Here is a 25,777-nt window from a genome sequence, read left to right as displayed (position 1 = left end):
AAGAAGAACTCTACCGCCTCCCCTCGAAGAACTCCTTCAGCAACGCCGCCGCTTCGCTCTCACGGATTCCGCCATAGACTTCCGGCGCGTGATGGCAGGTGGGCTGATCGAAGAAGCGCACGCCGTTGTCCACGGCCCCGCCCTTCGGATCGTGGGCCGCGTAATAGACCCGCCTGATACGGGCGAACGAGATCGCGCCCGCGCACATGGTGCAGGGTTCGAGGGTGACATAAAGATCGCAGCCGGACAGCCGCTCGTCGTCCAGCGCTTCGCAGGCAAGACGGATGGCCAGCATTTCCGCATGGGCCGAGGGATCCCGCAGCTCCCGGGGGCGGTTGCCCGCACTGGCCACGACGCGGCCGTCCCTAACGATGGCGGCCCCCACCGGCACCTCCCCGCGCGCGGCGGCGGCACGGGCTTCGGCAAAAGCCACGCTCATAGGATCGACATTGGGATCGTCCTGATTGTGATCGGCGTTGTTCATGTCGCTCGCTTCTGTTCCCTTCCTCTGCTATCAGGCTCCTATGACCGACAGCAACGACGATAATCGCAAGGGCCGTTCCTCGGGACGTTCCGACCGTGGCCGCACCTCCGGTGATCGGCCTTTCCGCAAATCCCGCGAGGGCAGCGAACGCCCCTTCCGCGCCCGGGGTGATGACGACCGCCCGCGCAAGCCCCGCGCTGCAGGCGATAAGCCCTTCCGCAACCGCGACAACGACGAGCGTCCCCGCCGTCCCAGGTCTGAAGGCGACAAACCCTTCCGCTCGCGTCGTGAGGAAGGAGACCGCCCCTTCCGTGCCCGTTCCGAAGGAGACGACAAGCCGTTTCGTCCGCGCCGCGACGATGGGGACCGCCCCTTCCGTGGCCGCGGCGGCGATGATCGCCCGCGCCGCTTCGACCGTTCGGCGGAGGATCGCCCTCGCCGCCCGCGTCAGGAGCGCCCGGAGCCTCTGCCCGAGGCCGCTCAGGAACCAGCCGAGGAGCGCATCGCCAAGGTGATCGCCCGCGCGGGCGTCGCCTCGCGCCGCGATGTGGAGGCCATGATCGCGGAAGGCCGCGTGACTCTCAACGGCAAGGTGCTGGAGAGCCCCGCCATTAACGTGACGGCCGCCGACACGATCACCGTGGACGGAGAGCCCCTGCCCACCAAGGAGCGCACGCGCCTGTGGCTCTACCACAAGCCGCGCGGCCTCGTGACCACGGCCCGCGACCCGGAAGGCCGCCCGACCGTCTTCGAAAACCTGCCCGAGGATCTGCCCCGCGTGGTGGCGGTGGGCCGCCTCGACATCAACACCGAAGGCCTGCTGCTGCTCACCAATGACGGCGGCCTCGCCCGCGTGATCGCCCATCCCGATACCGGCTGGCTGCGCCGCTACAAGGTGCGCGCCCACGGCGACATCACGCAGGCCGATCTCGATCGGCTTCGCGACGGCATCACCATCGACGGCATCGAATATGGTCCCGTCGAGGCGCGCCTCGACCGCATGCAGGGCGACAACGTGTGGATCACGATGGGCCTGCGCGAAGGCAAGAACCGCGAGATCAAGCGCATTCTCGAACATCTCGGCATGCAGGTGAACCGCCTGATCCGCATGTCCTTCGGCCCGTTCCAGCTCGGCGATCTCGAGCAGGGCCTGGTCGAGGAAGTGAAGACGAAGGTTCTGAAGGATCAGCTCGGTGCGGCGCTCGCTGCCGAGGCAGGCGTCGATTTCGAAAGCCCGGTGCGCGAGCCCATCGCGCCTTTCGGCTCGTGGAAGGACCGCGAAGAGCGCGAGGAGCGTCCCTCCCGCTTCAGCCGCGACCGGGACGAGCGTCCGCGTCGCCGGAGCGACGACGAGAGGCCTTTCCGCGCGCGCGGAAAGGATCGGTTCGAGCGTGAGGAGGAAGAGGCCAAGAAGCGTCCTTCGCGCCTCGATGTGAAGACGAGCGTCTGGCGCGCGGGCGAGACCGATGAGGATGCCCCGCGCAAGAAAGCGCCGCGTCGCGGTGCCGATCCGCGTGAGGCACGTGCCGCCAGCGCGGAACGTCCGCGCGAGCGCGTGGGTGCCATCGCCTCGTCCGAGGGCCGCAAGGTCGTGGTCGAGCGTCTCGTGCGCCAGCCTCAAGCAGAAGAGGCTCCGGCACCGCGCAGAGGCCGTGGCGCAGCCCGTGGCGAGGAGCGCCCCCGTCGTCGCGATGATCGCGATGCGGCGCCCTCCCGCTTCAAGCGCGAGGCTGGTGCAGGCCGCCCCCGTCGGGACGAGGGCGAACGTCCGCGCCGTGCGGAAGGAGAGCGTCCGTTCCGCTCGCGTGAAGGCGGTGAGGATCGCCCCCGCACTCGCCAAGGTGATCGTCCCTTCCGCGCTCGCGGTGAGGGAAGCGACGAGCGTCCGCGTCGCGGCCCTCCGCGCGGCGAAGGACCTTCGCGTGGCGGCCCTCGCGGTGGCGGCTTCAAGGGAGGCCCGCGAGGCGCATCCAAGGGCGGCTTCAAAGGCGGCTCGAAGGGTGGTTCGAAAGGCGGCCCGCGCGGTCGCCGCTGATGAGGTTTAAATCATGAGAATTGTGGGCGGGCGCTGGCGCGGCCGCTCGCTCAAGGGGCCGAACTCGGACGCCATCCGCCCGACCTCGGACCGCCTGCGCGAGACGATCTTCAACATCCTCCAGCACGGCTACGACGACCCTGTCGAGGGCGCGCGCGTGCTCGACCTGTTCGCAGGCACCGGCGCCATGGGCCTTGAGGCGCTCTCGCGCGGCGCGGCCTTCGCGCTCTTCGTCGATGACGGTGCGCAGGCGCGCGGCATCATTCGTGAGAATGTGGAAGCCCTCGGCGCCGGTGGCGCAACCCGCCTCTTCCGCCGCGATGCCACGCGCATGGGCGAGGCAGCTCCCAACACGCCCTTCTCCGTCGTGTTCTGCGATCCACCCTACGGTAAAGACCTTGCACCGAAAGCCCTGCGCTCCTGCGCGGATGGCGGCTGGCTCACACCCGATGCGCTCGTCATCGTGGAGGAAGCGCAAGGGGTCGACGTCACGCTGCCCGAAGGTTTCGAGGAAATCGAACGGCGGGATTACGGCGAGACGACGGTGGTGTTCGGGCGGTTCAGGGGATAGAGCCTTCGGCAGAAGCGGAGGCGTTTTTGATATATTTCACGGCGCAAGAGCCCATGATGGCAAGTGCCCCGCCTATTGCGAGCGATAGGACCCATACTGCAAACGGCAGGGCCGATATGGCGCTCAACAAAAACGACATGAACACGGCAAGCAGGCCGACAGTGGCTAGTATCAAAATGACGGCAATGGCTACCAAGGTCTGAGCTACGCGAGTGCGCTCAGTCTTGATGACAAGCCAAACTCCTGTTGCAATTAACCAGCAGAAACCACCAGCGGCTCCATTGATGATGACCATTGGGAGGTATTCAACCACCAGCGCTCTCAGACCCGCAAGCCTCTCACTCGGAGCGAGATCCCGAGCGTGAAATCCCCACGCCTCATCACCGTCTTCTAGCTCCCATAGATTATCGCGATCATTGATCGAGAGCCCTGGAACGCGATTGCCTTGTCGGAAGGATGATGCCTCCAATTCAAGGACCTTGTCATGAGTGAGGTCGAAGATCAGGCATTCTCCGCCATCACGACAGGAAAGCCTGATTGCAAAAGACTTGGGGCTTCGCGCCAATAGATGACCTTGATGATTCAAGATCAAAACGCGGACAGGGTCTGGCCCGAGAATCCCATCTCCATTGAGAAGTCTTGCCTCCCCAGTATCCCCGTCGGGAAGACGAATCTTTTCAACCTGGGTGAAGTAAGGGCGATGCGCTATAGCGGAAGAGCTTCCAGCAATAACGATTACAAATGTCAGGAATAAGGTGACGACCTGCTTCATGCAACATCAGTAGCAACAAAATAGCACTAAGTCACCGCCTGCAGCCTTCGCTGTGCAATTCCTTCGGAATTTGCCCCACCGTTATCCACCCGCTATACCGCCCTTTCACGCTCCTCACGCAAGAAAGGCCCACCATGAAAGCCGTTCTCTTCGAGCAATTCGGTCAGCCGCCCCGTGTGCAGAACGTGCCCGATCCGACCCCCTCGGATGAAGGCGTCGTGATCAAGGTGGAGGCGACGGGGTTGTGCCGGAGCGACTGGCACGGATGGATGGGGCACGATCCCGATGTGGTGCTGCCGCATGTGCCGGGGCATGAACTGGCGGGCACGGTTCTCGCCACCGGCAAGCAGGTGACGCGCTGGAGGAAGGGTGATCGCGTCACGGTGCCGTTCGTCGGCGGATGCGGCCATTGCTTCGAATGCAATTCCGGCAACCATCAGGTCTGCGAACACCAGTTCCAGCCGGGCTTTACGGCCTGGGGCTCCTTCGCGGAATACGTGGCGGTGGATTACGCCGACACGAATCTCGTGGCGCTACCCGAAAATCTGGATTTCGAGACGGCTGCGAGCCTCGGCTGCCGCTTTGTCACGTCCTTCCGCGCCATCGTCGATCAGGGTCGCGTGGGGCCGGGAGATTGGGTGGCGGTGCATGGCTGCGGCGGCGTCGGATTGTCGGCCATCATGATCGCCTCCGCCATGGGCGCGAACGTGGTCGCCATCGATCTCACGCAGGAGAAGCTCGATTTCGCAAGGCAGATGGGCGCCGTGGCGACGATCAATGCACGTGAAATCGCGAATGTCGTCGAGGCCGTGCGCGAGATCACGAAGGGCGGCGCGCATGTCTCCATCGATGCGCTGGGCCACCCGACGACCTGCTTCAACTCGATTGCCAATCTGCGCCGCCGGGGACGCCACGTTCAGATCGGACTCATGCTGGGAGACCACTCAAGGCCGCAGATCCCGATGGACCGCGTGATCGGGTGGGAGCTCGAAATTCTCGGCAGTCACGGCATGCAGGCTTTCCGCTACCAGGCCATGATGAACATGATCGAGACGAGCAAGCTCAGCCCCCAAAAGCTCGTCGGCAAAAGGATCAGTCTCGACGAGGCTCCTGCTGCTCTCATGAACATGGACAAGTTCGAAGGGCTCGGCATCAGCGTAATTACGCAGTTCTGATCGCGTAACCTCTATTTCGGCAGCGCATAGGCAATCACGTAATCGCCTGCCTTTGTGCCGAGCGATCCGTGACCGCCGGCGACGACGAGCAGATACTGACGCCCGTCCTCACCGGTATAGGTCATGGGCGTCGCCTGTCCGCCTGCAGGCAGGCGGTCTTCCCACAACTGCCTGCCGTTCGTGACGTCATAGGCACGCACGTAATAGTCGATGGTGCCTGAGAGAAACGCCACGCCGCCTGCAGTCATGATCGGCCCGCCGAGATTGGGCACGCCGAGCGGAAGCGGCAGCGGAACGGGCGAAGCGTCCCGCGTCGTGCCGTTCTTGTGCTTCCAGATGAGATTGCCGTTGGTGAGATCGGCGGCCGCCACATAGCCCCAAGGCGGCGCCTGACACGGAATGCCGAGCGGCGATGTGAAGGCGTAGAGTTTGACGGCGAAGGGCGCGCCGAAATTCTCATTGAGCGCCGGCAGGCTGCCCTTCGGCCGCTCCTTACCCTGCACATACAAGGTCTTGTCGTCCTGACGCGGAACGAGCTGCGACACGAAGGCGAGATATGTCGGCGTCGTGAACGCGATCTGGCGTTGCGGATCGACGGCAATGCTGCCCCAGTTGAACACGCCGAAATTGCCGGGATAAACCAATGTTCCTTGCAGCGATGGCGGCGTATAGCGGCCTTCGTAGCGCAATTGTTTGAAAGCGATGCGACAGGCGAGCTGGTCGAACAAGGTCGCACCCCACATGTCGCTCTCCTTCAGCGGCGGCGGATCGTAGGACAGAGCCGAGACAGGCTGCGTCGGCGCTGTTCTGTCGCCCTGCGCTGCTCCTTGCGGTGCGGGCTTCTCCGTCACGGGCAACGCAGGCTGGCCCGTGCGTCGATCGAGGACATAAAGTTCGCCCTGTTTCGTCGGCTGCACGAGCGCGGGAACATTCTGCCCGCCGATCGTCAGGTTGATCAGGCTCGGCTGCGAGGGGACATCATAATCCCACAGGTCGTGATGCACGGTCTGGAAGACCCAGCGCAGCTGCCCCGTCGCGATGTCGAGCGCGACCACGGATGACGAAAAGCGGTCCACATTGGCGCTGCGGTTGCCGCCCCATTGATCAGGCGGCTGGTTGCCGAGCGGCACATAGATCATACCGAGTTCTTCATCGACGCTGGAGATGGACCAGCTGTTCGGTGAGTTCGGCACATAGGTCTCGTTCGGCGCAATCGGCGTGGTGGCATCGGGATTGCCGGAATCCCAGTTCCAAACGAGCGCGCCGGTATTCACGTCGAAGGCGCGGATGACGCCGGATTGTTCGTTGGTCGACACGTTGTCGAGAACCGTGCCTCCGACGATGATGAGCCCTCGCGCCACCACGGGCGGCGACGTGGAATAATAGGCGCCGGGTTTCACATTCGGCATGTTGCGCCAGAGATTGATCTGTCCCGTGCCGCCGCCGAAGCTCGCGCAGACAGCGCCGTTCTCAGGATTGATCGCGATCAACCGCCCATCGGCGGTGGGCATGAACAGCTTCGCCGTGCAATCCTGCGCGACCTGAGTACTCGACGTTGCTGCCACGGGAAGATCGGGAACAGGCTGGGATTGGGGCTGAGCCTGCGCCACTTGCGGAGCAGCGGGCGCAGCCGGTGCAGCGGCGGTGACGCCGGGGCCGGGGTAGTAAGACACACCGCGACAGGTGAGATGCTGGAGCGCGAGCTCGCCGCGTACCCGGGGCTCATAACGCCAGATCTGCTGACCGGTCGTGGCATCGAGCGCGATGACGTTCTGATGCGGGGTGCATAGGAAAAGCCTGTTGCCGATCTTCAACGGCGTGACCTGGAACGTGGTCTCGACAGGATCGCCGGGCTGGCCGCGCAGATCGCCCGTGCGATAGGTCCAGGCAACTTGCAGGTTACCGACATTCGCCGGCGTGATCTGGTTCAGCGGCGAGTAGCGCTGGCCATAAGCCGTCCGGCCATAGGCGTGCCATTCACCAGGCGGAACGCCAAGCGCATCGGGCGGAACCTGCACTCGTGTCTCGGGCGCAGTGCCTTCAATCGTGCGATAGTCTGTAAACCACGAGATAACCGCAGCGACGAGCGACAGACCAAGAATCGCACTCAGGGGCAGGCCCGCGCCGCGAAAGGCAGAGACGCGGGTGGGGACGTCGCGAGCGGCAGCATCAGTCGGTCCTGCTCTCAAGGCACGCCTCACCCATGGCGTGAGCAGGAAGAGACCAAGCAGGAAGACGACACCTCCCCGCGCGCCGAGCGGCCACCAGTCGAGGCCGACCTCCCACAGGGCCCAGATCAGCGTGCCGGCGACAACGAGAGCAAAGACCCACAAGGCAGCGGGGCTTGCGGTCACCAGGAGATACGCCGTCAGGAGGAACCCAAGGCCTGCGAGGAGATAGTACCAGGAGCCCCCGAGAAGGATCAGCCAGATCCCGCCGCCGCCCAACGCCAACCCCATCAGGGCGATGAGAACGCCTGTTCCGAGGAGAACAGGGCTCCACGTCATCTTGTTCATGAGGGTCCTCCGACAAGCTTATCGGGCAATCCGGTAACGCCGGCTCATAGGAATCGTTCACCGCGGCAGAAGACCCTCTGCGAAAGCGCAGCTCGCCGTAGACCTGGATTCCAGCGGCTCTCGACACAGCTATGCTCTTTGTGCCAGCCTGCCGCGCAAAGAATTCATGGAGGAAGCCATGGCCTATCAGCCCGCCGCCGCTCGCTATGACGAGATGATCTACAATCGCTGCGGGCGCAGCGGCTTGAAGCTGCCGGCGATCTCGCTGGGGCTTTGGCACAATTTCGGCGAGGACAAGTCGGCGACCACCGCACGGGAGATCTGCCGCACGGCCTTTGACCTGGGCATCACGCATTTCGACCTCGCCAACAACTACGGCCCGCCGCCCGGCTCGGCGGAAACGCTTTTCGGCGAGATCCTGCGCAGCGAATTTCATGGCTTGCGCGACGAACTCGTGATCTCCACCAAGGCGGGCTATCGCATGTGGCCGGGGCCCTATGGCGAATGGGGCAGCCGCAAATATCTGCTCTCGAGCCTCGACCAGAGCCTCAAGCGCTTAGGCGCCGACTATGTCGACATCTTCTACTCGCATCGCTTCGATCCCGAGACGCCGCTGGAAGAAACCATGATGGCGCTCGATTCCGCCGTGCGTCAGGGCAAGGCGCTCTATGTGGGCCTCTCCTCCTACAACAGGAAGCGCACCCGCGAGGCTTATTCCATCCTGCGCGAACTCAAGACGCCCTGCATCATCCATCAGCCGAGTTATTCCATGCTCAATCGCTGGATCGAGGAAGATGGATTGCTCGACACGTTGGATGATCTCGGCATGGGCTCCATCGTGTTCTCGCCGCTGGCACAGGGCATGCTGACGACGAAGTATCTGAACGGCATTCCTGAAAGCAGCCGCGCCGCCGCAGGCAAGTCGCTGCGAACAAGTTTCCTCAACGAAGACAATCTCTCTCGCATCCGCAGCCTCAACGACATCGCGCAAAGGCGCGGGCAAACGCTCGCACAAATGGCGCTCGCCTGGGTGCTGCGCGGCGGACGCGTCACCTCCGCCCTCATCGGTGCAAGCCGCCCTGAGCAGGTGGTGGACTGCGTGGGGGCACTGAAGAACCCGTCATTCACGCCGGAGGAACTGGCGGAGATCGACCGTCATGCCATGGACGGCGGCCTCAATATCTGGGCGGCATCGGCCGAGCGCGAAGGGCCCTCACGCGGGAAGTAGATCAAAAGCGAGATGAGACGGTGACAGGAACGCCGCGAGAAACGGAATTGCTCACGGTGGAGGTTTCCTGCGCTTTCCGGATGAGAGCCTCCAGATCAGCATCTTCTTCGGCTGCCTCGATAGCAATCTCAACAGCGGCGGCTGTTGCGCGGAGCGGGTTGCCGTCGAATCTCACGGTCACATCCACGGCAACAGCAGTCAGCGTGATGCCCATGTCGTGGGCGACGTAATGGAGATCGTTGCAGAAGCATCCGCCTATCGCCAATCCCAGCAATTGACCGCCATTGAACCCGAGGCCCTGGCCGCCAGCCGTTCCGTCGGGACGATCGACAACGACGGAGTGGACGCCAGCCAAGCCGATAGAGGCTTTTGTCCCTGGGATACCGCGCAATCTGACTGTCATCTCTGTCACAGGACACCTCCCACGGCTTGAATGTGCCCTGATCTTTCAGGCTCCGCCAGTGCCGAACTCCACCGCCGCAGCGGCGGCAATTTCTGAGTACCTACCCAGATTGTTTGGGAGACCGACGGAGATCGGATTAACTCGAAGCACGGCATTGCCGCAACGAGTGGATCGGGATCATGGGCTCTCGCAGCCATATCGATGACCGCAGACACGCCAGACGTTTTCGCGCCCGGCATGTTGCAAAGATCGTGCTGGGTCCAGATGCCATGATCTCATGTACGGTCGAGGACATCTCGATCAATGGCGCGAGGATATCACTTAAGCAGGGCATTCTCCTGCCTGAAGACTTCGATCTGTTTATCGCAGCTCATGATCTTCAGGTTCATCGTGCGCATCTGTGCTGGCGCCATGGAGGCATCGCCGGTGTATCCTTCACCCCCTCCATAGAGCAACCGGAGAACACGTCATCCCTCGTGCACCGCAGCTTTTCGGAAGACCAGTCCGGTAGAGTGCTGGTCGAAGTAGCGCGTGATGGACCCGCCCGCATAAGAGCATCTTCGAACGTCATGAAATGACGGATCTGCCGGTGCTTGCGCAGCAAATCGGCGGGGCGCCTACTCTTTGCTCACGACACGAATAACAACGAGGCATCGCGAGCTCGTAGCTTCGTTGACGCTGCACGTCCGTATAATACCATCGAATTGCTGCCGTGATCTCTCACATGCAGCATACGCCCTGGCCGTGGGACAGCGTCTCCCGGCCAGGGCGCCCAATCACGAATTGTCATCGCCGCGTCATCTGAAGCGTCTAGGTCCTACTCGTGGGGCAAACAGGGATGGGCTGCACGGATGCACTGGAGCTCATCCTCCCCACGATGATGAGAAAGAGTGAGCGACAGAGGATGCAATCCGAAGAACCAACCTCCTGCCCCAAGTGGTTTCCCATCTTTTTGGTGGGAATGGGCCTTGTCGGCACTTTTGCCTGCCAGATCCTGATTTAGCGGACACCAGTTCCGGTCAAATCTCTCATAGCCGCCCGCACAAGCGCTCGATATTGCTGAGCTTCAGTTCCACGTAAGTGGGCCGACCGTGGTTCCTCCGTCCGCATGCAGCGGCCGGTGCTTTCGCGCCCAGCACCTCGCGAAGATCGTAGTGGAGCCAGATCTCCTGCATGTGGGTGGATATCTCGAGGGGTGGCGTGCGATCGCCGTGAAGGAGCAGATGGATCTTCCTGAGACCCTCAAGCTGTCTACGCGGTCCACAATCTGCAGATCCGCCAGGAGAGCGCTGCTGACGCAAGGATGATTTAGGCATGGGTCGGGCGGTGCGAGGCTGGAACCGGAAGGGCAAGGCCGTTGACGAAACTATATTGCCGTGCTTGCATTCTTCCGAATTTCGGGGGAGCCAATGTCCTATTCTCGCAAACTTCTGCTTGTCTTCGCTGCCGTCGGCATCTTGCAGCTTGGACCCATAACCCCGTCATCCGGAGCAGAACAAGCGATCAGAAGGCAATCCGATTGCACGCGGGTCGGAGGGAAGCTGAGACCCAGCGGCTTCAAGGCCAGCGATAATCTCCCCTATGTCTGCACCTATCCCGAATCATACGACCGAGGGTGCCGGCGACAACTGAAGGACCCTCTGGCCTATTACGACATTGAGCAGAAGAAATGCCTTTCTTGTGACATCGACCTGGATCTCTTTTGCTAGCGCATCGTGCAGACCCGAAGGTCCGCGTCGGCGAAAAGTAGATCCGGTTCGCCTTTAGCGCCGTCCGAACAGGCGCTCAATATCTGTAAGCTTCAGCTCCACGTAAGTGGGCCGGCCGTGATTGCACTGGCCGGAGAGGGGCGTCGCCTCCATCTCACGGAGCAGCGCATTCATCTCCTCCGGCCGCATGCGGCGACCGGCACGGATGGAGCCGTGGCAGGACATGCGCGAGAGCACGGCATCGAGCCGCTCTTCCAGCGGATTGGCAGCTCCCTGCCCCCACTCGGCCAGTGCATCCGCCACATCCTGCACCAGCGCCTTGATGCGCCCTCCTGCCAGAGCAGACGGCACTTCGCGCACGAGCAGCGCGCCATGACCAAAAGGCTCGACCACGAGGCCGAGACTCTCCAGCATCGAGGCCTCCGCAAGTACGCGATCGGCATCCACCGGATCGAGATCGACCACCTCGGGGATCAGCAGCAATTGGCGCGCGATGCCGGACGAGGCGCGCTCGCGCTTCAGCCGCTCATAGACGAGACGCTCATGAGCTGCGTGCTGATCGACGATGACGATGCCGTCCTGCGTCTGCGCGACGATATAGGTGCCGTGCAGCTGCGCGCGTGCGGCCCCCAGCGGCGCCGCTTCCATTTCCGGTTCGAAGTCGTGAAGCGTCGCGCGACTATCGGCGGACGGCGCAGCGAGATCCGGCAGGGTGGCCTGCGCCTCCGCCAAACCGGATGCCGGCGCATAAGGCTGCGGACCGGGATCGAGCGGAGCCTGCCAATTGGCGAAGCCGCTCGACGGGCGGATGAAGGAAGAACGATGCGCGTAAGTGGGCCGTGAAGGCAGCGCCCCTTGAGGGCGCAGGCTTTCCAACGTGCGCGTGCCGACGGTCGAGGAGGCGCGCGTGCCGAAACGATTGATCGCTTCCTTGATTGCCGCCACCACGAAGCCGCGCACGAAAGCGGGATCGCGGAAGCGAACTTCGGTTTTCGCCGGATGCACGTTCACATCCACTGCGCGCGGATCGAGCTCGACCATCATGGCAAGCACCGGATGCCGGTCGGATGCCATCACATCGGCGTAAGCACCACGCACTGCCCCGAGCAGGAGCTTGTCGCGCACGGGGCGTCCGTTCACCACGAAATGGATCGACGTGGATGTGCCGCGATGATAGGTCGGCAGGCTCGCGAAACCCGTGAGCCGCACGCCCTCGCGCTCGACGCCGATCGACATGGCGTTCTCGTTGAAGTCGGAGCCGAGCACACGTGAGAGACGGCGCAGAAAGCCATGCTCGCCGGGCTCCTCCGGCGGATAGGTGAAGGATGTGATGTGCTCGCCCGACAGGGTGAAACGTACGGTCGGATGCGCGATGGCGAGACGCTTCACGATCTCCGCCACGGCCTGAGCCTCCGAGCGGTCGCTCTTCAGGAACTTCAAGCGCGCGGGTGTAGCCGCGAACAGATCCGTCACCTCGACGCGCGTTCCCTTGGGCGCGGAGGCTGGCCGCACGGGATGCTTCACGCCGGCCTCCACCACGATCATGGAGCCGGTTTCCGCATCCGCCGTCCGGGTGGTGATGGAAAGGCGCGCGACGGCGCCGATGGAGGGCAGAGCCTCGCCACGAAAGCCTAGCGTGTTGATGGAGAAGAGATCGCCGTCCGGCAGCTTGGAGGTGGCGTGGCGCTCGACCGCGAGCTCCAGGTCCTCCGGCGTCATGCCCTGCCCGTCGTCGACAATGCGGATCAGGCGGCGACCGCCCGCTTCCACCGTGATCTCGATGGAGCTCGCGCCCGCATCGACGGCGTTCTCGACAAGCTCCTTCACGGCCGCCGCCGGACGCTCGACAACCTCGCCTGCGGCAATGCGGTCGACGAGAATGGGATCGAGGCGGCGGACGAGCATGAGGCGCTTCTGCACAAGGGATTCGTAAAGAGAGAAGATAGGGATTGAGCGCCGCGGATGCCAGCAGCCGCGACGTTATTCCCCTGCCCATTCATAGAATGGAAACATGGCACTCTTCGTCATGGCCGCACTTGTTGCGGCCATCCACGTCTTGGGAACCTCGGCGCGAACAAGACGTGGATCCCCGGAACAAGTCCGGGGATGACGGGAGTGAGTGTCCTCAACCCTGCGCCAGATACTGCTTGGCGAGGATCTTGCCCTCTTCCACGGCGGGCTGATCGAACGGATCGACGCCCAGCGCATAGCCGGTGAGGATGGTCTCCAGCATGAAATGCATGAGCAGCTCGCCCACGGCGCGTTCGTCGAGCTGCTCGATATGGATGCGCCGGGTCGGGCGGCTGTTTTTGGCCAGCGTATCGGCCGTCGCCCGGCCCTGGGCCGCCACGAGATCGCCGATCCGCTTGCCGCCGAAGCCTGGCTCGCCCGCGCGCTTGGCGAGCTTCTCGTCCATGAGCGGCCCCTGCCCTGCCACGCCCGTGGTCATGACGGTGAAGAGCTTGTCGTTGGGGCCTGCGAGATAGAGCTGAAGCTGACTGTGCTGGTCGACCGGGCCGATGGCGGCCACCGGCTGCGTGCCGTTGCCGTCCTTGCCGATGCTCTCGGCCCAGAGCTGCACCCACCAGCGTGTGAAGCGTTCGAGACGATCCGCATAGGCCATGGTGACGGCAATGCCCTTACCCTCGCGGGCCGCCGCCACATTGAGCGCAGCCCCGAGAGCCGCAGGCGCGTCCTTGACGGCACTGCCATTGCGGAACGGCTCATAGGCCTCGGCCGCGCCCTGACGGATGGCCGCGATATCGAGGCCGAGCACGGCGGCGGGAAGAAGGCCCACATTGGTCAGCACGGAATAGCGTCCGCCAATGTCCGTATGGTGTTCCAGGAAACGCACGCCCTCGGGCTCCAGGAGATCGCGCAGGGCGTTCCTGCCGCCGTCCTTGCGCGGTTCGGACAGGCCGAGGAACATGTCCTTCGGCATCGCCTTCAGGCCGGCCTTGTCAAGGGCGGAGAGCACCGCAATCGTCTGCATCAGGGTCTCGCCCGTGCCGCCGGACTTCGAGATCGACACGAAGCGCGTGGACGACAGCGGCAATTTGTGCAGCACGTGATCGAAGGTGATGGGGTCGAGATTGTCGAGGAAGTGGACCCGGGGGCTCTCGGTAAAGCGACCGGCGCCGGGCACGGCAAAATCCTTCAGTTGGGCCAGGGTCTGCCCGCCCAAGCTCGAGCCGCCGGTGCCGAGGAACACCACATCCGTCGCATCCCGGCGCAGCCAGGAAGCCGCCTCGCGCACAGCGGCGAGATCGTCGGTCGCACGTGGCATGTGCAGCAGCGGCAGGCGGCCTGACGGATCATCATCCGACAGGCGCTCCATGGCCTTGCTCACAGCCTCAAGCGCTGCCTCGAACCCCGCCTGCGAAAGACCGCCCTCCCCGATGCCGGTTTCCAAGGCAAGATCAATCGATTGTTGCAGGGCCATGCGGATACTCCGACTCGTTCGCTAAGGAAGCGAAACTTTAGGGCAGAGATGGGACGACGGCTAGGGGACCGAGGCCGGCCGGCTCTTCGGTCTAGATACGAGAAGGGAGCCCGCAGGCTCCCCGATCGTTCGAAATGAGATCTTTGTTACAGTCCCGTTGGCCGCCCCGCGATAACGGTCAGCATCTTGCCATCGCCAAAGATACGTTCCGCGGCCTTGCGGATATCGGCCTGTGTCACGGCGGCGACCAGCGCGTTGCGACGACCGATATAGTCGATGCCGAGACCCTCGAAGGCGATCTGCGCCAGAGTATGGGCAATCTTCGTCGAGGTATCGAAGCCCAAAGCATAGGAGCCGATAAGGTAATCCTTCGCCTTCTGCAGCTCTTCGTCGGAGGGGCCATCTTCCTTAAGGCGCGCCATCTCGCCGGCGATCACGTCCAAGGCTTCGACCACGCGCTCGTTCTTGGTGGCGGTGTAGCCCCAGGTCATGGCCGCCGCGCGGTAGCTCACGAGAGAAGTGCCGACGCTATAGGCAAGACCACGCTTCTCACGCACTTCCTGGAACAGGCGCGACGTGAAGGAGCCACCGCCGAAAATGTGGTTGAGCACATAGGCCGGGATGAAGCCGGGATCGCGCCATGCGATGCCCGGTGTGCCGAAGCGGATCACGGATTGCGGAACGTCGAGATCGACAACGATGCGCGAGCCGATCTTCTGCAGCGATGCAGGCTCGATCACGGAGAGCGGCTTCGCCTCGGGCAATGAGCCGAAGACCCTGTCGAGAAGGATCGACAGATTGTCGGGGGAAATGGCGCCGACAACGGCAATCTTCACGCGACCGCGCGCGATCATGACACGGTGCATGGCAACGAGATCGTCGCGCGTGATGGCGGCAACGCTCTCCGGCGTGCCGGAGGTCGGGCGGCCGTAAGGATGACCTGCAAAGCCTTCCTCGAAGAAGCGGCGCGTGGCCATGACGCCCGGATCGTTCTGCTGATAGCGCAGGCCCGCGATGGTCTGCGCACGCACGCGCTCGATGGCGTCTTGATCGAAGCGCGGCTCGGCGAGTGCAATACGCAGCAGCTCGAAGGCCTCATCCGCATGCTTCACGAGCGTCTTCAGCGAGCCGCCGATGGCGTCATTGCCTGCGTTGAATGACAGTTCGATGGCACGCGCAGCCAGGCGCTCCTGGAAGGCGTCGGAATCGTACTCGCCCGCACCCTCGTCAAGCAGACGCGCCAGCATCTGCGCGACACCCGGCTTGGGTTCAGGATCATGCGCCGATCCGCCGTCGAAAATGAAGGAGACCGCGATCAGCGGCACCACATCGGATTCAACATGCCACGCCTCGACACCGCCTGCGGAGGTCAGCGCCTTCACATTGGTGGGGGACGAGGACATGGTTTCAATGGAAGCGGTCATCTTTACCTCAAGTCTTGTGCAGGCGGTCAAGACGCCGACTTCTGCAGATAACCCGTCACGGAACGACGGGCGACGAGATAGCGCTCGGCAGCGGAGGCGAGATCCTCCTTGAGCACGGTCTCGATTTCCACCGGCCAGCGGCGCACATCCTCGATCGTCTCACCGATGGCGAGAGCGGAGCCATAGATGCGTGCAAGCGACGACTGGCTGTCGGTGGAGTAGATCGTCTCGGCCACGAGGCGCGTCTTGGCGCGCTCGATGGAGTCGGAGTCCAGCGCCTCGGCCGGGATGGTCTTAAGCACCTGATCCACCGCCTCTTCGAGCGCAGAAAGCGAAACACCCTCGGCCGGAACCGCATAGACACAGAAGCGCGTGTCTTCCATGGCGGAGGACATGTACCACGCGCCCGCATTCACGGCGATGCCACGCTCCATCACGAGCTTGCGGTAAAGATAGGAAGTCGGACCACCACCGATCACCTCGGCAAGCAATTCGAGCGCATAACAATCGCGATGCGAGGCCGTGCGGCAAGAGGGAACGAGATAGAGCCGCTGCAGGGTCGGCTGCTCGACCTTCGGATCGGCGACGGTGATGTGGCGCGCGGCCACAGGCTCGGGCTCGCGCGGACGCACGCGCACAGGGCGCTTGCCCTGCGGCTCGATGCGGCCATAGGTGGTGTCCGCCAGGCGGCGCACTTCGTCGGCGGTCACATCGCCGGCCACGACCAGAATGCCGTTCTCCGGGGTATAGAAACGCTTATAGTAATCGAGAGCGTGCTCGCGATTGAGCGTCTCGATCTCGTGCATCCAGCCGATGATCGGAATGCCGTATGGATGATGCACGAAGAGCGCAGCCGCCATAGCTTCCGAGAGCTGAGCGGAAGGATCGGTCTCCACGCGCATGCGGCGCTCTTCGAGAACGACGTCGCGCTCAGGACCAATCACCGACTCTTCCAGCAGCAGATTGATCATGCGGTCCGACTCGAACTCCATCATGACCTTCAGGTTCTCGCGCGCCACGCGCTGGAAGTAAGCCGTGTAGTCGAAGGAGGTGAAGGCATTCTCCTGGCCGCCGAGGCCCGAGACCACTTTCGAGAACTCGCCTGCGGGATGCTTCTCGGTGCCCTTGAACATCAGGTGTTCGAGGAAGTGCGCAATGCCCGATTGGCCGATCGGATCATCGGCCGAACCGTTGCGATACCACACCATGTGCGTGACGACGGGGGCGCGATGATCCGGGATCACCACGACATCGAGACCGTTGTCGAGAGTGAAGGAGGAGAGATTAGGGCCGCTGCCTTCCGTGCGCCCGAAGGACGAGGCGTCGGCTCTGAGGATGGGCTTGGAGGCAGTCTTCATATCGGTTCAACCTTAAAGGCATCAAATCGTTTCGTAGGCTAATCCCTACGGGAATAGTCCAATCGGGGAAGCAAGCAAGCGAGGCAGGATGCCTTCGAGGTGCGACATGGTTAGCGCCCTAAGGCTTCAACAGGCTTGGCTTTGCAAGGCCCCTAGAACGTCTTCAGGCGAAGCGGGGGTGCCCGTTCGCCTGAAGAAAAAGGATAATTGGCAACAGCTTATTGCCGCCTACGCCGCTCCTGCTCGATGAACGCCGACGGACTGTCGGGATCGCCCGTCGGGATCGGATCCGCGGAAGCCTTGAGAGGCGCACCCCCAGCAGCCTTCAGAAGATTCTGCGGAGGATCGCTCAGATAGCGGCGCTCCAGACCATCACCCTGAAGCTCGGCCTTCTTTTCCTGAGAGAAAGCACGTAGCTCGTCCGGCGTCATGCGGGGGTCATCAGCCTGCCTGTCAACCCGCTGCTGCGGGCTGGTAATGCGGTTATTCGGGTTGCGGCCAGCACGGATCTCGTCGATGGAGAGCTGACCGCCCTTGCTGAGCTTGTACAGCTCAGTGTCCGTGTAAGGCGTCTTGGCCTCGACGGCTGCCTTGCGGCGGGCCGCCACGTCGGGATCCTTGGGCCAGCTGGCGTTCGCCTCGGCGCCATTGGAGGGGGCCGGAGGCGGCAGATCCATCTTCGGCGGCAGCACGAGAGGTGCGCGCTCGTTATAGATGATTGGCGCTTTTTCCTTGGGGATGATGCCGATGCTGCCCAGCAGGCTCTTCACAGCCTCGCCTTCCTGCGCCGAGGCCGAGGATGCGGCGACCGCAAGCGCCAAAGCGCCCACGAGGCCAAAGACTTTCATTCCCTTCATGGCACACCCACCATTGTTTCTCTTTATGCCTGGAACGCCTGATCGCTCTTTGGGGCGAACATAAGGCAGCTTGTCAGACGCTTTAGGGCTATCGCCCTCGCCTCGGTTCCAGGACGAAGGAGTCATAAAGCAATCCGATCACCCCGGCAACGATGGCCGCATCCGCAACGTTGAACACGTACCACGACCAGTCGCCGATCTGGAATTGGATGAAATCGAACACGGCACCATAGGCCAGCCGATCGATCACGTTTCCGATAGCTCCGCCCACGATAAGCCCGAGGGAAACGGCCAGGAGTCTGGCCTTGGTTTTGCGAATCCAGAGGGACAGACCGATGGATGCGAGAATCGAGACGACGATCAGGATCCAGCGGCCCATGTCGCCGTCCTGCTGGAAGAGGCCGTAGGAGATGCCCCGGTTCCAGACCACGATCAGGTTGATGAAGGGTGCGAATTCCACCGGCTCCTTCAATGGCAGATCGTAGACGAACAGAGTGTAGAGCTTCGTGGCCTGATCGAGAATCAGGGTGATCAGCGCGGCCGAGAACCCGAGGATCGCGGCCATCGAGAGACGGGTCTGAGCGGCTCGGCCCTTAGCCCCGCCCTTGGGCGAGCGTGGCTTGCCCGCGGCGCGGGGGCGCTGCGGGCCGGCTTCGGAGGCACTCGCGCCGGAGGTCGACGCCTGGGAGCCTTCGCCCTTGATCATTCCGCAGCCGCCTTCAGCCGATCCCACTCGCGCAGGGCCGCCGCATCGCGCGGCGTCACATCCGGATATTCCGGATCGCTGCCGACGTCCGGCGTGACCTTCCAGGAGCGGGCGCACTTGCGGCCCTTGGCGAGATCAGGCACCACGGCGACGCCCTTCACATCTTCGAGACGGAAGGCGTCCGCGGGACCTTCGCCCTGCATCACCTGAATGGCGGAGGTGATGCAGATCTCGGCCATGTCGAGGCCCTGGACGGCCTGGAAAAGTCCCTCGTCGGCAATGTGGACCACGGGAGCGGCCTCAAGGCTCGCGCCGATGCGCTTCTGCGCACGCTCGATCTCCAGCGCGCCGGTGACGACGCGGCGCACGCGGCGCACCTTCGCCCAGCGCTCGGCCAGCGCGTCGTTGCGCCATTCCGCCGGAACCTGCGGGAAGGTTTCGAGATGCACCGACTCGGCATTCGGGAAGCGCGCGAGCCACGCCTCCTCCGCCGTGAAGGAGAGGATCGGCGCGATCCAGGTCACCACGCAGCGGAAGGTCTGGTCGATCACGGTGAGCGCGCTCTTGCGTGCGACGCTCGAGATCGGATCGCAGTAGAGCGTGTCCTTGCGGATGTCGAAATAGAACGCCGACAGATCCGTGGTCATGAACGAGTTCAGGAGCGCGACCACACGCTTGAAGTCGTAGCTCGCATAGGCTTCGCGCATTTCGCCATCGAGTTCGACGAGGCGATGCAGCACGAAGCGCTCCAGCTCCGGCATCGCGCTGAACTCGACCCTGTCCGTCTCGCGGAAATGCGCGAGCGAGCCCAGCATCCAGCGGATCGTGTTGCGCAGCTTGCGGTAGGTTTCAGCAGTCGTCTTGATGATCTCGGGACCGATGCGCTGATCGTCCCAGTAATCGACCGAGGCCGTCCAGAGACGCAGGATGTCCGCGCCGTATTCCTTGATGACGGCCTGCGGCGCGACCGTGTTGCCGAGCGACTTCGACATCTTGCGGCCCTGCTCGTCGAGCGTGAAGCCGTGCGTGACGACGATGTCGTAAGGTGCGCGGCCGCGCGTGCCGCAGCTCTCGAGCAGCGACGAGTGGAACCAGCCGCGATGCTGATCCGAGCCCTCGAGATACATGACCTGATCGGGACCGCCATCGACCTTGCGGCGAACCTGCAGATCCGCACGCTTCTCCAGCGCGAAGGCATGGGTGCAGCCGGAGTCGAACCACACGTCGAGAATGTCGTTCACCTTCTCGTACTGCTCGGCAAGGCCTGCCAGACGGGCATAAGTAACAGCCTTTACAAGATCGTACTCACCCTCAGCGGCCCCCATGGCCCCCAAGAAACGCTCACCCTTCTCGTCGGCATACCATGCATCGGCGCCTTCTTGCTCAAAGGCCAGTGCAATCGCTTCATTAACGCGTTCGTCCTTGAGGATCTCGTTGGTGCCCTTCTTCACGAAGACCGCGATCGGTACACCCCAGGCGCGCTGACGCGAGACCACCCAGTCGGGGCGGTTGGCGATCATGCCGTTGATGCGGTTCTCGCCGGATTCCGGCACCCATTGCACGCTCTCGATGCCGCGCAGTGCACGCTGACGGAGCGTGTCGCCCTTGTCATCGAGCGGCTTGTCCATCGCGATGAACCATTGCGGTGTGTTGCGGAAGATGAGCGGACCTTTCGAGCGCCAAGAATGCGGATACTGGTGCTTCAGGCGACCACGCGCGATCAACGCGCCTGCTTCCACGAGCTTCCTGATCACCGCGTCGTTCGCGCCCGCATCCTTGCCCTTGTCGTCATAGATGCGCTCGCCCGCGAAGAACGGGATATTGGGAAAATAGGAGGAATCCGGCGCCACCGTGTGCGGCACCTCTTTCGTGCCGCAGGCGGCGAACACGTCGCGATGCTTCACGTAGGTGTTGTAGTCGTCCGCGCCGTGGCCGGGCGCAGTGTGCACGAAGCCCGTACCGGCATCGTCGGTGACGTAATCGGCAGGCAGCATCGGCACCGGGTAATCCCAGTAGCCGTTCGCGCCCTCAAGGCCGCGGAACGGATGCGCGCAACGCTCGATCATCACCGGCAGCACGTCCTTCACACGCTCGTAACCGGCGACGCGCGCAGCGGCGAACACATCAGCCGCGAGCTTGTCGGCGAGGACGAGACGATCACCCACCTTCGCCCAATTGTCGTCGGCAGCTTCCGTGACCTTGTAGAGGCCGTAAGCGATGTCGGAGCCGAAAGCGATGGCGCGGTTCGCCGGAATCGTCCAGGGAGTCGTCGTCCAGATCACCACCGAAGCGCCTTCGAGATCGCCGTCGAGCGTGTTGGTGATCCTGAACTTCACCCAGATCGTGGTGGAGGTCTTTTCGTGATATTCGACCTCGGCTTCAGCGAGCGCGGTCCTCTCGACAGAGGACCACATGACCGGCTTCGAGCCGCGATAGAGCTGGTCGCTCGTCGCGAACTTGATGATCTCGCGGGCGATCTGCGCTTCCGCATCATAGGACATGGTCAGATATGGGTTCGACCAGTCGCCTCCGACACCGAGGCGCTTGAACTCCTCGCGCTGCACGTCGATCCACTTCTCGGCAAAGGCGCGGCACTCGCGACGGAACTCGATGATCGGAACCTCGTCCTTGTTCTTGCCCTTGGCGCGGTACTCCTCCTCGATCTTCCACTCGATGGGAAGGCCATGGCAGTCCCAGCCCGGCACGTAGTTGGAATCGAAGCCCAGCATTCCTTGAGAGCGGACGATCAGGTCCTTGAGGATCTTGTTGAGAGCGTGACCGATATGGATGTTGCCGTTGGCATAGGGAGGACCGTCGTGCAGCACGAAGCGCGGGCGGCCCTTCTGGGCTTCGCGCAGGCGCTCATAGAGCTTCATCTCGTTCCAGCGTTCCAGGAAGAGCGGCTCGCGCTGGGGCAGTCCCGCCCGCATGGGGAACTCAGTCTGCGGCAGGAACAGGGTTTCAGAATAGTCGCGCGCGGCGCTCTCGGGCTTATCGGTCATGACGGTCAATCGATCCAAGCGGCCCCCGATCCTGGGGCTCAATCAGGCTATGTTTTAAGGCGAACGGCTAATATCCCGGACCTTCGCGGGTTACGCGAGGGCCGGGCCGATAATTCGCGCAGCGCTGATGCGCGCCGTGAGGTGAGCCTGAAAAACCATGGGCATGGGAGCCTTTTAGCAGTGCCGTGCTGGATAATAAAGCGTGGTGATTTAGACAACCGCTCCCTATGTATGGGACCAGAACCGACTCCGCCCAGAAGGTTAGGACCGACCCATGGCAGACATGACCACCACCCAAGGCAAGCGCTCCCGAGCCGGCTTCGACCTGACGCCCCCCTCTCCTGAACAGCACCGCCTGCTCGTGGACAATCTCGACGACGAGGAGCGCCGCGTCCTCCTGGAGCACGGCACGGAACGGCCCTTCTGCGGCATCTTCAACGAGGCCAAGGAAAAAGGCACCTATTGCTGCCGCCTCTGCGGCCTGCCCCTCTTCAAGTCGGGCACCAAGTTCGAATCCGGCACGGGCTGGCCGAGCTTCTTCGATCCCATCGACCGCGACCATATCGCCTTCGTGCGGGACACGAGCTACGGCATGACCCGCACGGAGATCCGCTGCGCCCGCTGCGAAGGCCATCTCGGCCACGTGTTCCCGGACGGCCCTCCCCCGACCGGCGAGCGCTACTGCATGAACTCGGTCTCCTTACGCTTCGTGGCCGAGGGCGATCCGCTGCCGGACGAGCTGGGCCGGGGCGCGCCCGAGGGCGAAGTGCTGGGCTAGAGGCCATGGACACGGGCGGACGGGAAGCCGACGCGCAGGACCATGCGGGCTTCTATGCCCGCCTGCCCGTTTTCGAGCAATTCTCCCGGCTCACCGACCCCGCCATCTACACCCCCCTGCCGGACGGCTGGGTCTTAGGGCTCAGCGATATCGTGAAATCCACCGCCGCCATCGCGACTGGACGCTATAAGGAGGTCAATACGGCGGCGGCCTCCTTGATCGCCGCCCTGGCCAACAGGCTCGGCGATCAGGATTTCCCCTTCGTCTTCGGCGGAGACGGGGCGAGCTTCGCCGTACCGCCTCAACAGGCCGGGATCGCCCGCGAGGTGCTGGCGAGCGTTGCAGCCTGGTCTCAGGACGCCTTCGGCTTCACGTTGCGCGTGGCCCTCGTGCCGGTCTCAGAGATCAGGGCGGAAGGCTATGACGTGCGGATCGCGCGCTTTGCCGCCTCGCACGACGTGACCTACGCCATGTTCGCGGGCGGCGGATTGGCTTATGCCGAGCGGCGCATGAAGGAAGGCGCCTTTGCGGTGCCGCCTGCCCCGCCAGGAACATTGCCGGACCTGACGGGTCTCTCCTGCCGGTTCGACGAGTTGCGGTCTGAGAAAGGCGTCATCCTGTCGTTGATCGCGATCCCCGCTTCTGGCGGCAATCAGGCAGCTTTCACCAGACTTATCGCTGAAGTCCTGTCCCTTGCCGACAATCCACGCGAAGCCCGCAGGCCCATTCCCAGTGGAGGGCCGCCGCTTACCGGACCGTTCAAGGGTTTCGAGATCGAAGCCAAGACGATGAAGCCGGGCAGCCTCGTCGCCAAGGCGCAACTGGCGGTCAATCGCCTGATAGCGTTCCTGATCTTCAAGGTCGGGCGGCCTGTCGGCCGTTTCGACCCGGTGCGTTATCAGGACCAGCTCGTCGAGAATACGGATTTCCGCAAGTTCGACGATGGATTGCGCATGACGCTGGATTGCACGCCCGCCCTCGCGGACCGGCTCGAAAGCGTGCTCGCACGGGCCCAAGAGAACGGCACCTTGCGCTATGGTCTGCACCGGCAGCAGTCTGCGCTCATGACCTGCTTCGTGCCCTCGCCGACGCGCAGCGATCACGTTCATTTCGTCGACGGGGCGATGGGCGGCTACGCCATGGCCGCGCAGGCGCTGAAGCCTGCGGGCTGATGGCTGCAGTCATCCCAGGGCTTCGGAGCAGAACCCGGGATGACGGTTTGAGGTTTAGTCGATCATCGACGAGGTTCGATCCTCGGCAAGTATCCGCTTGGCCTCCTCCGAATCCCGGTCCATCTGCGCGATCAGCGCCTCGATTCCATCGAAGCGCTCTTCGCCGCGAATCCATCCAATGAACTCCACATCGACGGTTTTTCCGTAGAGATCGCCTTTGAAATCGAAGAGATGCGTTTCGAGCAAAGGCGCCCCATTGTCGAAGGTCGGACGGCGGCCGAAGCTGGCGACACCATCGACCGGCCTGTTGTTCACCGAGGCTCGCACCGCATAGATGCCGTGCCGCAGCCGGCAATCGTCGGGCAAACGCATATTGGCCGTGGGATAGCCGAGTTCCCTCCCCCGCTTGTCACCGTGCCGCACCTCGGCGCGGACAAACCAGCGATAGCCCAGCAGCTTGTTGGCCTTGGCAATATCGCCCACCTCCAAGGCAGCACGAATGGCGCTGGAGGAAATGGGCTCGGAGCCTTCCACGATGGCGGGTGAGATGAAGCAATCGAGCCCGAACTTGCGACACAGCTCGCGCATGCGTTCAGGGTTACCCTCGCGCCCGCGCCCGAAATGGAAATCGTGGCCGATGACAACTCCGGAGAGTTCAAGCTCCCGCGCCAGCAGATCCACGAACTCTTCCGCGTTGAGAGCAGCAAGCGCCTGATCGAAGCGCAGCACGAAGGCGCCTGCAAGACCAAGATGCGCGAAGATCTCCAGTTTCACGGCCTCGGGCGTGAGGCGAAACAGCGGTTTCTCGGGCTGGAAGAAGCTGCGCGGATGCGGCTCGAAGGTGAGAGCGGCGGCGGGCTTGCCTGAGCGCAGGGCCAGGTCCAGCAGATAGCGATGCCCGCGATGGACGCCGTCGAAATTGCCGATGGCCGCGACAGCCCCTTTCAAGCTTTGGGGTACGGGCTCGCCATCGCGGCAAACCGCGAAGGAGGACGAGACCGGGGGAAGAGACTTGTCGGAGGGCATGGAGCGGTCTCTACCTCAACCGGCTGCGGGGTCAAGGTAGGCGGTTGTATCTGCCCCCTGTCATTCCCGGCCGGAGCATCAGCGGAGGGGAAGGGGATCCAGAGCGCGTCGCATGAAAACGGATCCCCTTCCCGGTCCTGCGGAGCGCCGGGGATGACACCTGGATGGGCCGCTCACCAAGCGAGCACCTCCATGATGGCCGTCGGTGCGACCGGCTGGCGGTCCACCCAATCCTGCACGTGGTCCGACACAAGATCGCCCTTGTGGAGGCCAAGCTCCTCAGCATGAATGCCGCGCGCGATCAAAAGCGAGTCGATCCCGAACCCGCAAGCGCCAGCGATGTCGGTACGGATCGCATCGCCCACGGCCAGCACCCGCTCCTGCGGGATGGAGCGATGGCTCAGGCCGGATGCGACGGCGAGCGCCTTCTCATAAACGGGAGCATGGGGCTTACCCGCATAGAACACCGTGCCGCCCATCTCCTCATAAGCGAGCCCGAGGGCACCGGCGCAGGGGAGAATCATGTGGCCGCGCTCCACGATGAGATCGGGATTGGCGCAGATCATGAGCAGGTCGCGGCGAAGCATGGCCTCCAGCCGCGCGCGGTAATTCTCGACCGTCTCGTGCTCATCGTCGTCGAAACCGGAGCAGACCACGTAATCCGCCTCCTCAATGGAGCCGAAGCGCACATCGAGGCCGTCATAGATCGGCATGTCCCGGGGCGGACCGATGTGGTTCACGACCTTGTCGAGCCGCTCTGCGATGGCAAGACGGGTCAGATCGCCGGAGGTGATGATGGCATCGTAAGCCGTGCGCGGAACCTGGAAGCCGTCGAGCTGCGTGCCCACCGCATAACCGGGGCGCGGTGCGTTGGAGACAAGCACGACGCATCCGCCCTTCGCACGAAAACGCGTCAGGGCATCGCCTGCGGCCTCATAGGCCTTCACGCCGTTGTGCAAAACGCCCCAGACATCGCAGAGAATGAGGTCATAGCCGTCGGCAAGAGATTTCAGGCCCTCGACGAGAGCGGGACGGGAGGAGGCTGTCATAGGATCTCGCTGGTGATGGAACCGGGCGGGTAGGCTCTTGCGGTCCTTAAGTCAACCAGCCCGGCAGAGC

20 protein-coding genes are annotated in these 25,777 nt (G+C 63.3%); 7 read left to right on the top strand and 13 right to left on the bottom strand.

All coding sequences use genetic code 11. From position 1 onward, the window contains the following. Positions 1-10: 10 nt before the first annotated feature. Positions 11-484: a nucleoside deaminase gene (locus ACUXUR_RS06180; protein WP_445501471.1), complete on the bottom strand. Its 474-nt coding sequence runs from the start codon at positions 482-484 to the stop codon at positions 11-13. 40 nt (positions 485-524) lie between these two features. Here ACUXUR_RS06180 and ACUXUR_RS06175 point away from each other — a divergent pair, with 40 nt between their 5' ends. Continuing rightward, positions 525-2,519: a pseudouridine synthase gene (locus ACUXUR_RS06175; RefSeq protein WP_445501470.1), complete on the top strand. Its 1,995-nt coding sequence runs from the start codon at positions 525-527 to the stop codon at positions 2,517-2,519. Positions 2,520-2,532: 13 nt separating this feature from the next. Then, on the top strand, positions 2,533-3,090 hold the full coding sequence (gene rsmD / locus ACUXUR_RS06170; RefSeq protein WP_445501469.1) for a 16S rRNA (guanine(966)-N(2))-methyltransferase RsmD: 558 nt from the start codon (positions 2,533-2,535) through the stop codon (positions 3,088-3,090). Here the strand turns inward: rsmD and ACUXUR_RS06165 are convergent. After that, on the bottom strand, positions 3,080-3,862 hold the full coding sequence (locus ACUXUR_RS06165; RefSeq protein WP_445501468.1) for a hypothetical protein: 783 nt from the start codon (positions 3,860-3,862) through the stop codon (positions 3,080-3,082). The genes rsmD and ACUXUR_RS06165 overlap by 11 nt on opposite strands. Positions 3,863-3,996: 134 nt before the next feature. Here ACUXUR_RS06165 and ACUXUR_RS06160 point away from each other — a divergent pair, with 134 nt between their 5' ends. Continuing rightward, positions 3,997-5,037, top strand: a complete 1,041-nt coding sequence (locus tag ACUXUR_RS06160) for a zinc-dependent alcohol dehydrogenase family protein (RefSeq protein ID WP_445501467.1) — start codon at positions 3,997-3,999, stop codon at positions 5,035-5,037. 11 nt (positions 5,038-5,048) lie between these two features. Here ACUXUR_RS06160 and ACUXUR_RS06155 read toward each other — a convergent pair whose 3' ends face one another. Continuing rightward, positions 5,049-7,553, bottom strand: coding sequence for a glucose/quinate/shikimate family membrane-bound PQQ-dependent dehydrogenase (locus ACUXUR_RS06155; RefSeq protein ID WP_445501466.1), 2,505 nt, complete (start codon positions 7,551-7,553; stop codon positions 5,049-5,051). Positions 7,554-7,731: 178 nt separating this feature from the next. On the opposite strand from ACUXUR_RS06155, the gene mgrA reads away from it, so the two are divergent. Further along, complete coding sequence (mgrA, locus tag ACUXUR_RS06150) at positions 7,732-8,781, top strand: L-glyceraldehyde 3-phosphate reductase (protein ID WP_445501465.1); 1,050 nt, start codon at positions 7,732-7,734, stop codon at positions 8,779-8,781. 1 nt (position 8,782) lies between these two features. Here the strand turns inward: mgrA and ACUXUR_RS06145 are convergent, their stop codons facing one another. Further along, the gene (locus ACUXUR_RS06145) at positions 8,783-9,184 is read right to left on the bottom strand and encodes an OsmC family protein (RefSeq protein ID WP_445501659.1); all 402 of its coding nucleotides are present in this window, start codon (positions 9,182-9,184) and stop codon (positions 8,783-8,785) included. Between the two features lie 179 nt (positions 9,185-9,363). Between ACUXUR_RS06145 and ACUXUR_RS06140 the strand changes: the two genes are divergently transcribed. After that, positions 9,364-9,762, top strand: a complete 399-nt coding sequence (locus ACUXUR_RS06140; RefSeq protein WP_445501464.1) for a PilZ domain-containing protein — start codon at positions 9,364-9,366, stop codon at positions 9,760-9,762. 1,185 nt (positions 9,763-10,947) lie between these two features. Here ACUXUR_RS06140 and mutL read toward each other — a convergent pair. The 7 genes from mutL to ileS form a co-directional block, all read right to left on the bottom strand. Next, entirely contained in the window at positions 10,948-12,798 is a 1,851-nt protein-coding gene (gene mutL / locus ACUXUR_RS06135; RefSeq protein ID WP_445501463.1) for a DNA mismatch repair endonuclease MutL, read from the bottom strand. Between the two features lie 220 nt (positions 12,799-13,018). Beyond that, complete coding sequence (locus ACUXUR_RS06130; RefSeq protein ID WP_445501462.1) at positions 13,019-14,335, bottom strand: glucose-6-phosphate isomerase; 1,317 nt, start codon at positions 14,333-14,335, stop codon at positions 13,019-13,021. Positions 14,336-14,481: 146 nt separating this feature from the next. Continuing rightward, a complete protein-coding gene (locus tag ACUXUR_RS06125; protein WP_445501461.1) occupies positions 14,482-15,759 on the bottom strand; it encodes a M16 family metallopeptidase in 1,278 nt (425 codons plus the stop codon). A gap of 26 nt (positions 15,760-15,785) precedes the next feature. Then, a complete protein-coding gene (locus ACUXUR_RS06120; RefSeq protein WP_445501460.1) occupies positions 15,786-17,117 on the bottom strand; it encodes a M16 family metallopeptidase in 1,332 nt (443 codons plus the stop codon). A gap of 218 nt (positions 17,118-17,335) precedes the next feature. Continuing rightward, on the bottom strand, positions 17,336-17,974 hold the full coding sequence (locus ACUXUR_RS06115; RefSeq protein ID WP_445501459.1) for a hypothetical protein: 639 nt from the start codon (positions 17,972-17,974) through the stop codon (positions 17,336-17,338). 88 nt (positions 17,975-18,062) lie between these two features. After that, a complete protein-coding gene (gene lspA / locus ACUXUR_RS06110) occupies positions 18,063-18,539 on the bottom strand; it encodes a signal peptidase II (RefSeq protein ID WP_445501658.1) in 477 nt (158 codons plus the stop codon). Between the two features lie 137 nt (positions 18,540-18,676). Beyond that, positions 18,677-21,682 (bottom strand): isoleucine--tRNA ligase, encoded by a 3,006-nt coding sequence (ileS, locus tag ACUXUR_RS06105; protein WP_445501458.1) that lies wholly within the window; start codon positions 21,680-21,682, stop codon positions 18,677-18,679. A gap of 274 nt (positions 21,683-21,956) precedes the next feature. On the opposite strand from ileS, the gene msrB reads away from it, so the two are divergent. Together msrB and ACUXUR_RS06095 are read left to right on the top strand one after the other, a co-directional pair. Beyond that, entirely contained in the window at positions 21,957-22,460 is a 504-nt protein-coding gene (gene msrB / locus ACUXUR_RS06100; RefSeq protein ID WP_445501457.1) for a peptide-methionine (R)-S-oxide reductase MsrB, read from the top strand. 5 nt (positions 22,461-22,465) lie between these two features. Continuing rightward, on the top strand, positions 22,466-23,632 hold the full coding sequence (locus tag ACUXUR_RS06095; protein ID WP_445501456.1) for a DUF3095 domain-containing protein: 1,167 nt from the start codon (positions 22,466-22,468) through the stop codon (positions 23,630-23,632). A gap of 54 nt (positions 23,633-23,686) precedes the next feature. On the opposite strand, the gene ACUXUR_RS06090 is transcribed toward ACUXUR_RS06095, so the two are convergent. Then, on the bottom strand, positions 23,687-24,658 hold the full coding sequence (locus ACUXUR_RS06090; RefSeq protein ID WP_445501455.1) for a bifunctional riboflavin kinase/FAD synthetase: 972 nt from the start codon (positions 24,656-24,658) through the stop codon (positions 23,687-23,689). Positions 24,659-24,831: 173 nt separating this feature from the next. Further along, on the bottom strand, positions 24,832-25,707 hold the full coding sequence (locus ACUXUR_RS06085) for a TIGR01459 family HAD-type hydrolase (protein WP_445501454.1): 876 nt from the start codon (positions 25,705-25,707) through the stop codon (positions 24,832-24,834). Positions 25,708-25,777 lie beyond the last annotated feature (70 nt).

The organism is Microvirga medicaginis, assembly GCF_052658925.1.
This window is presented reverse-complemented; position numbering and strand designations above follow the sequence as displayed.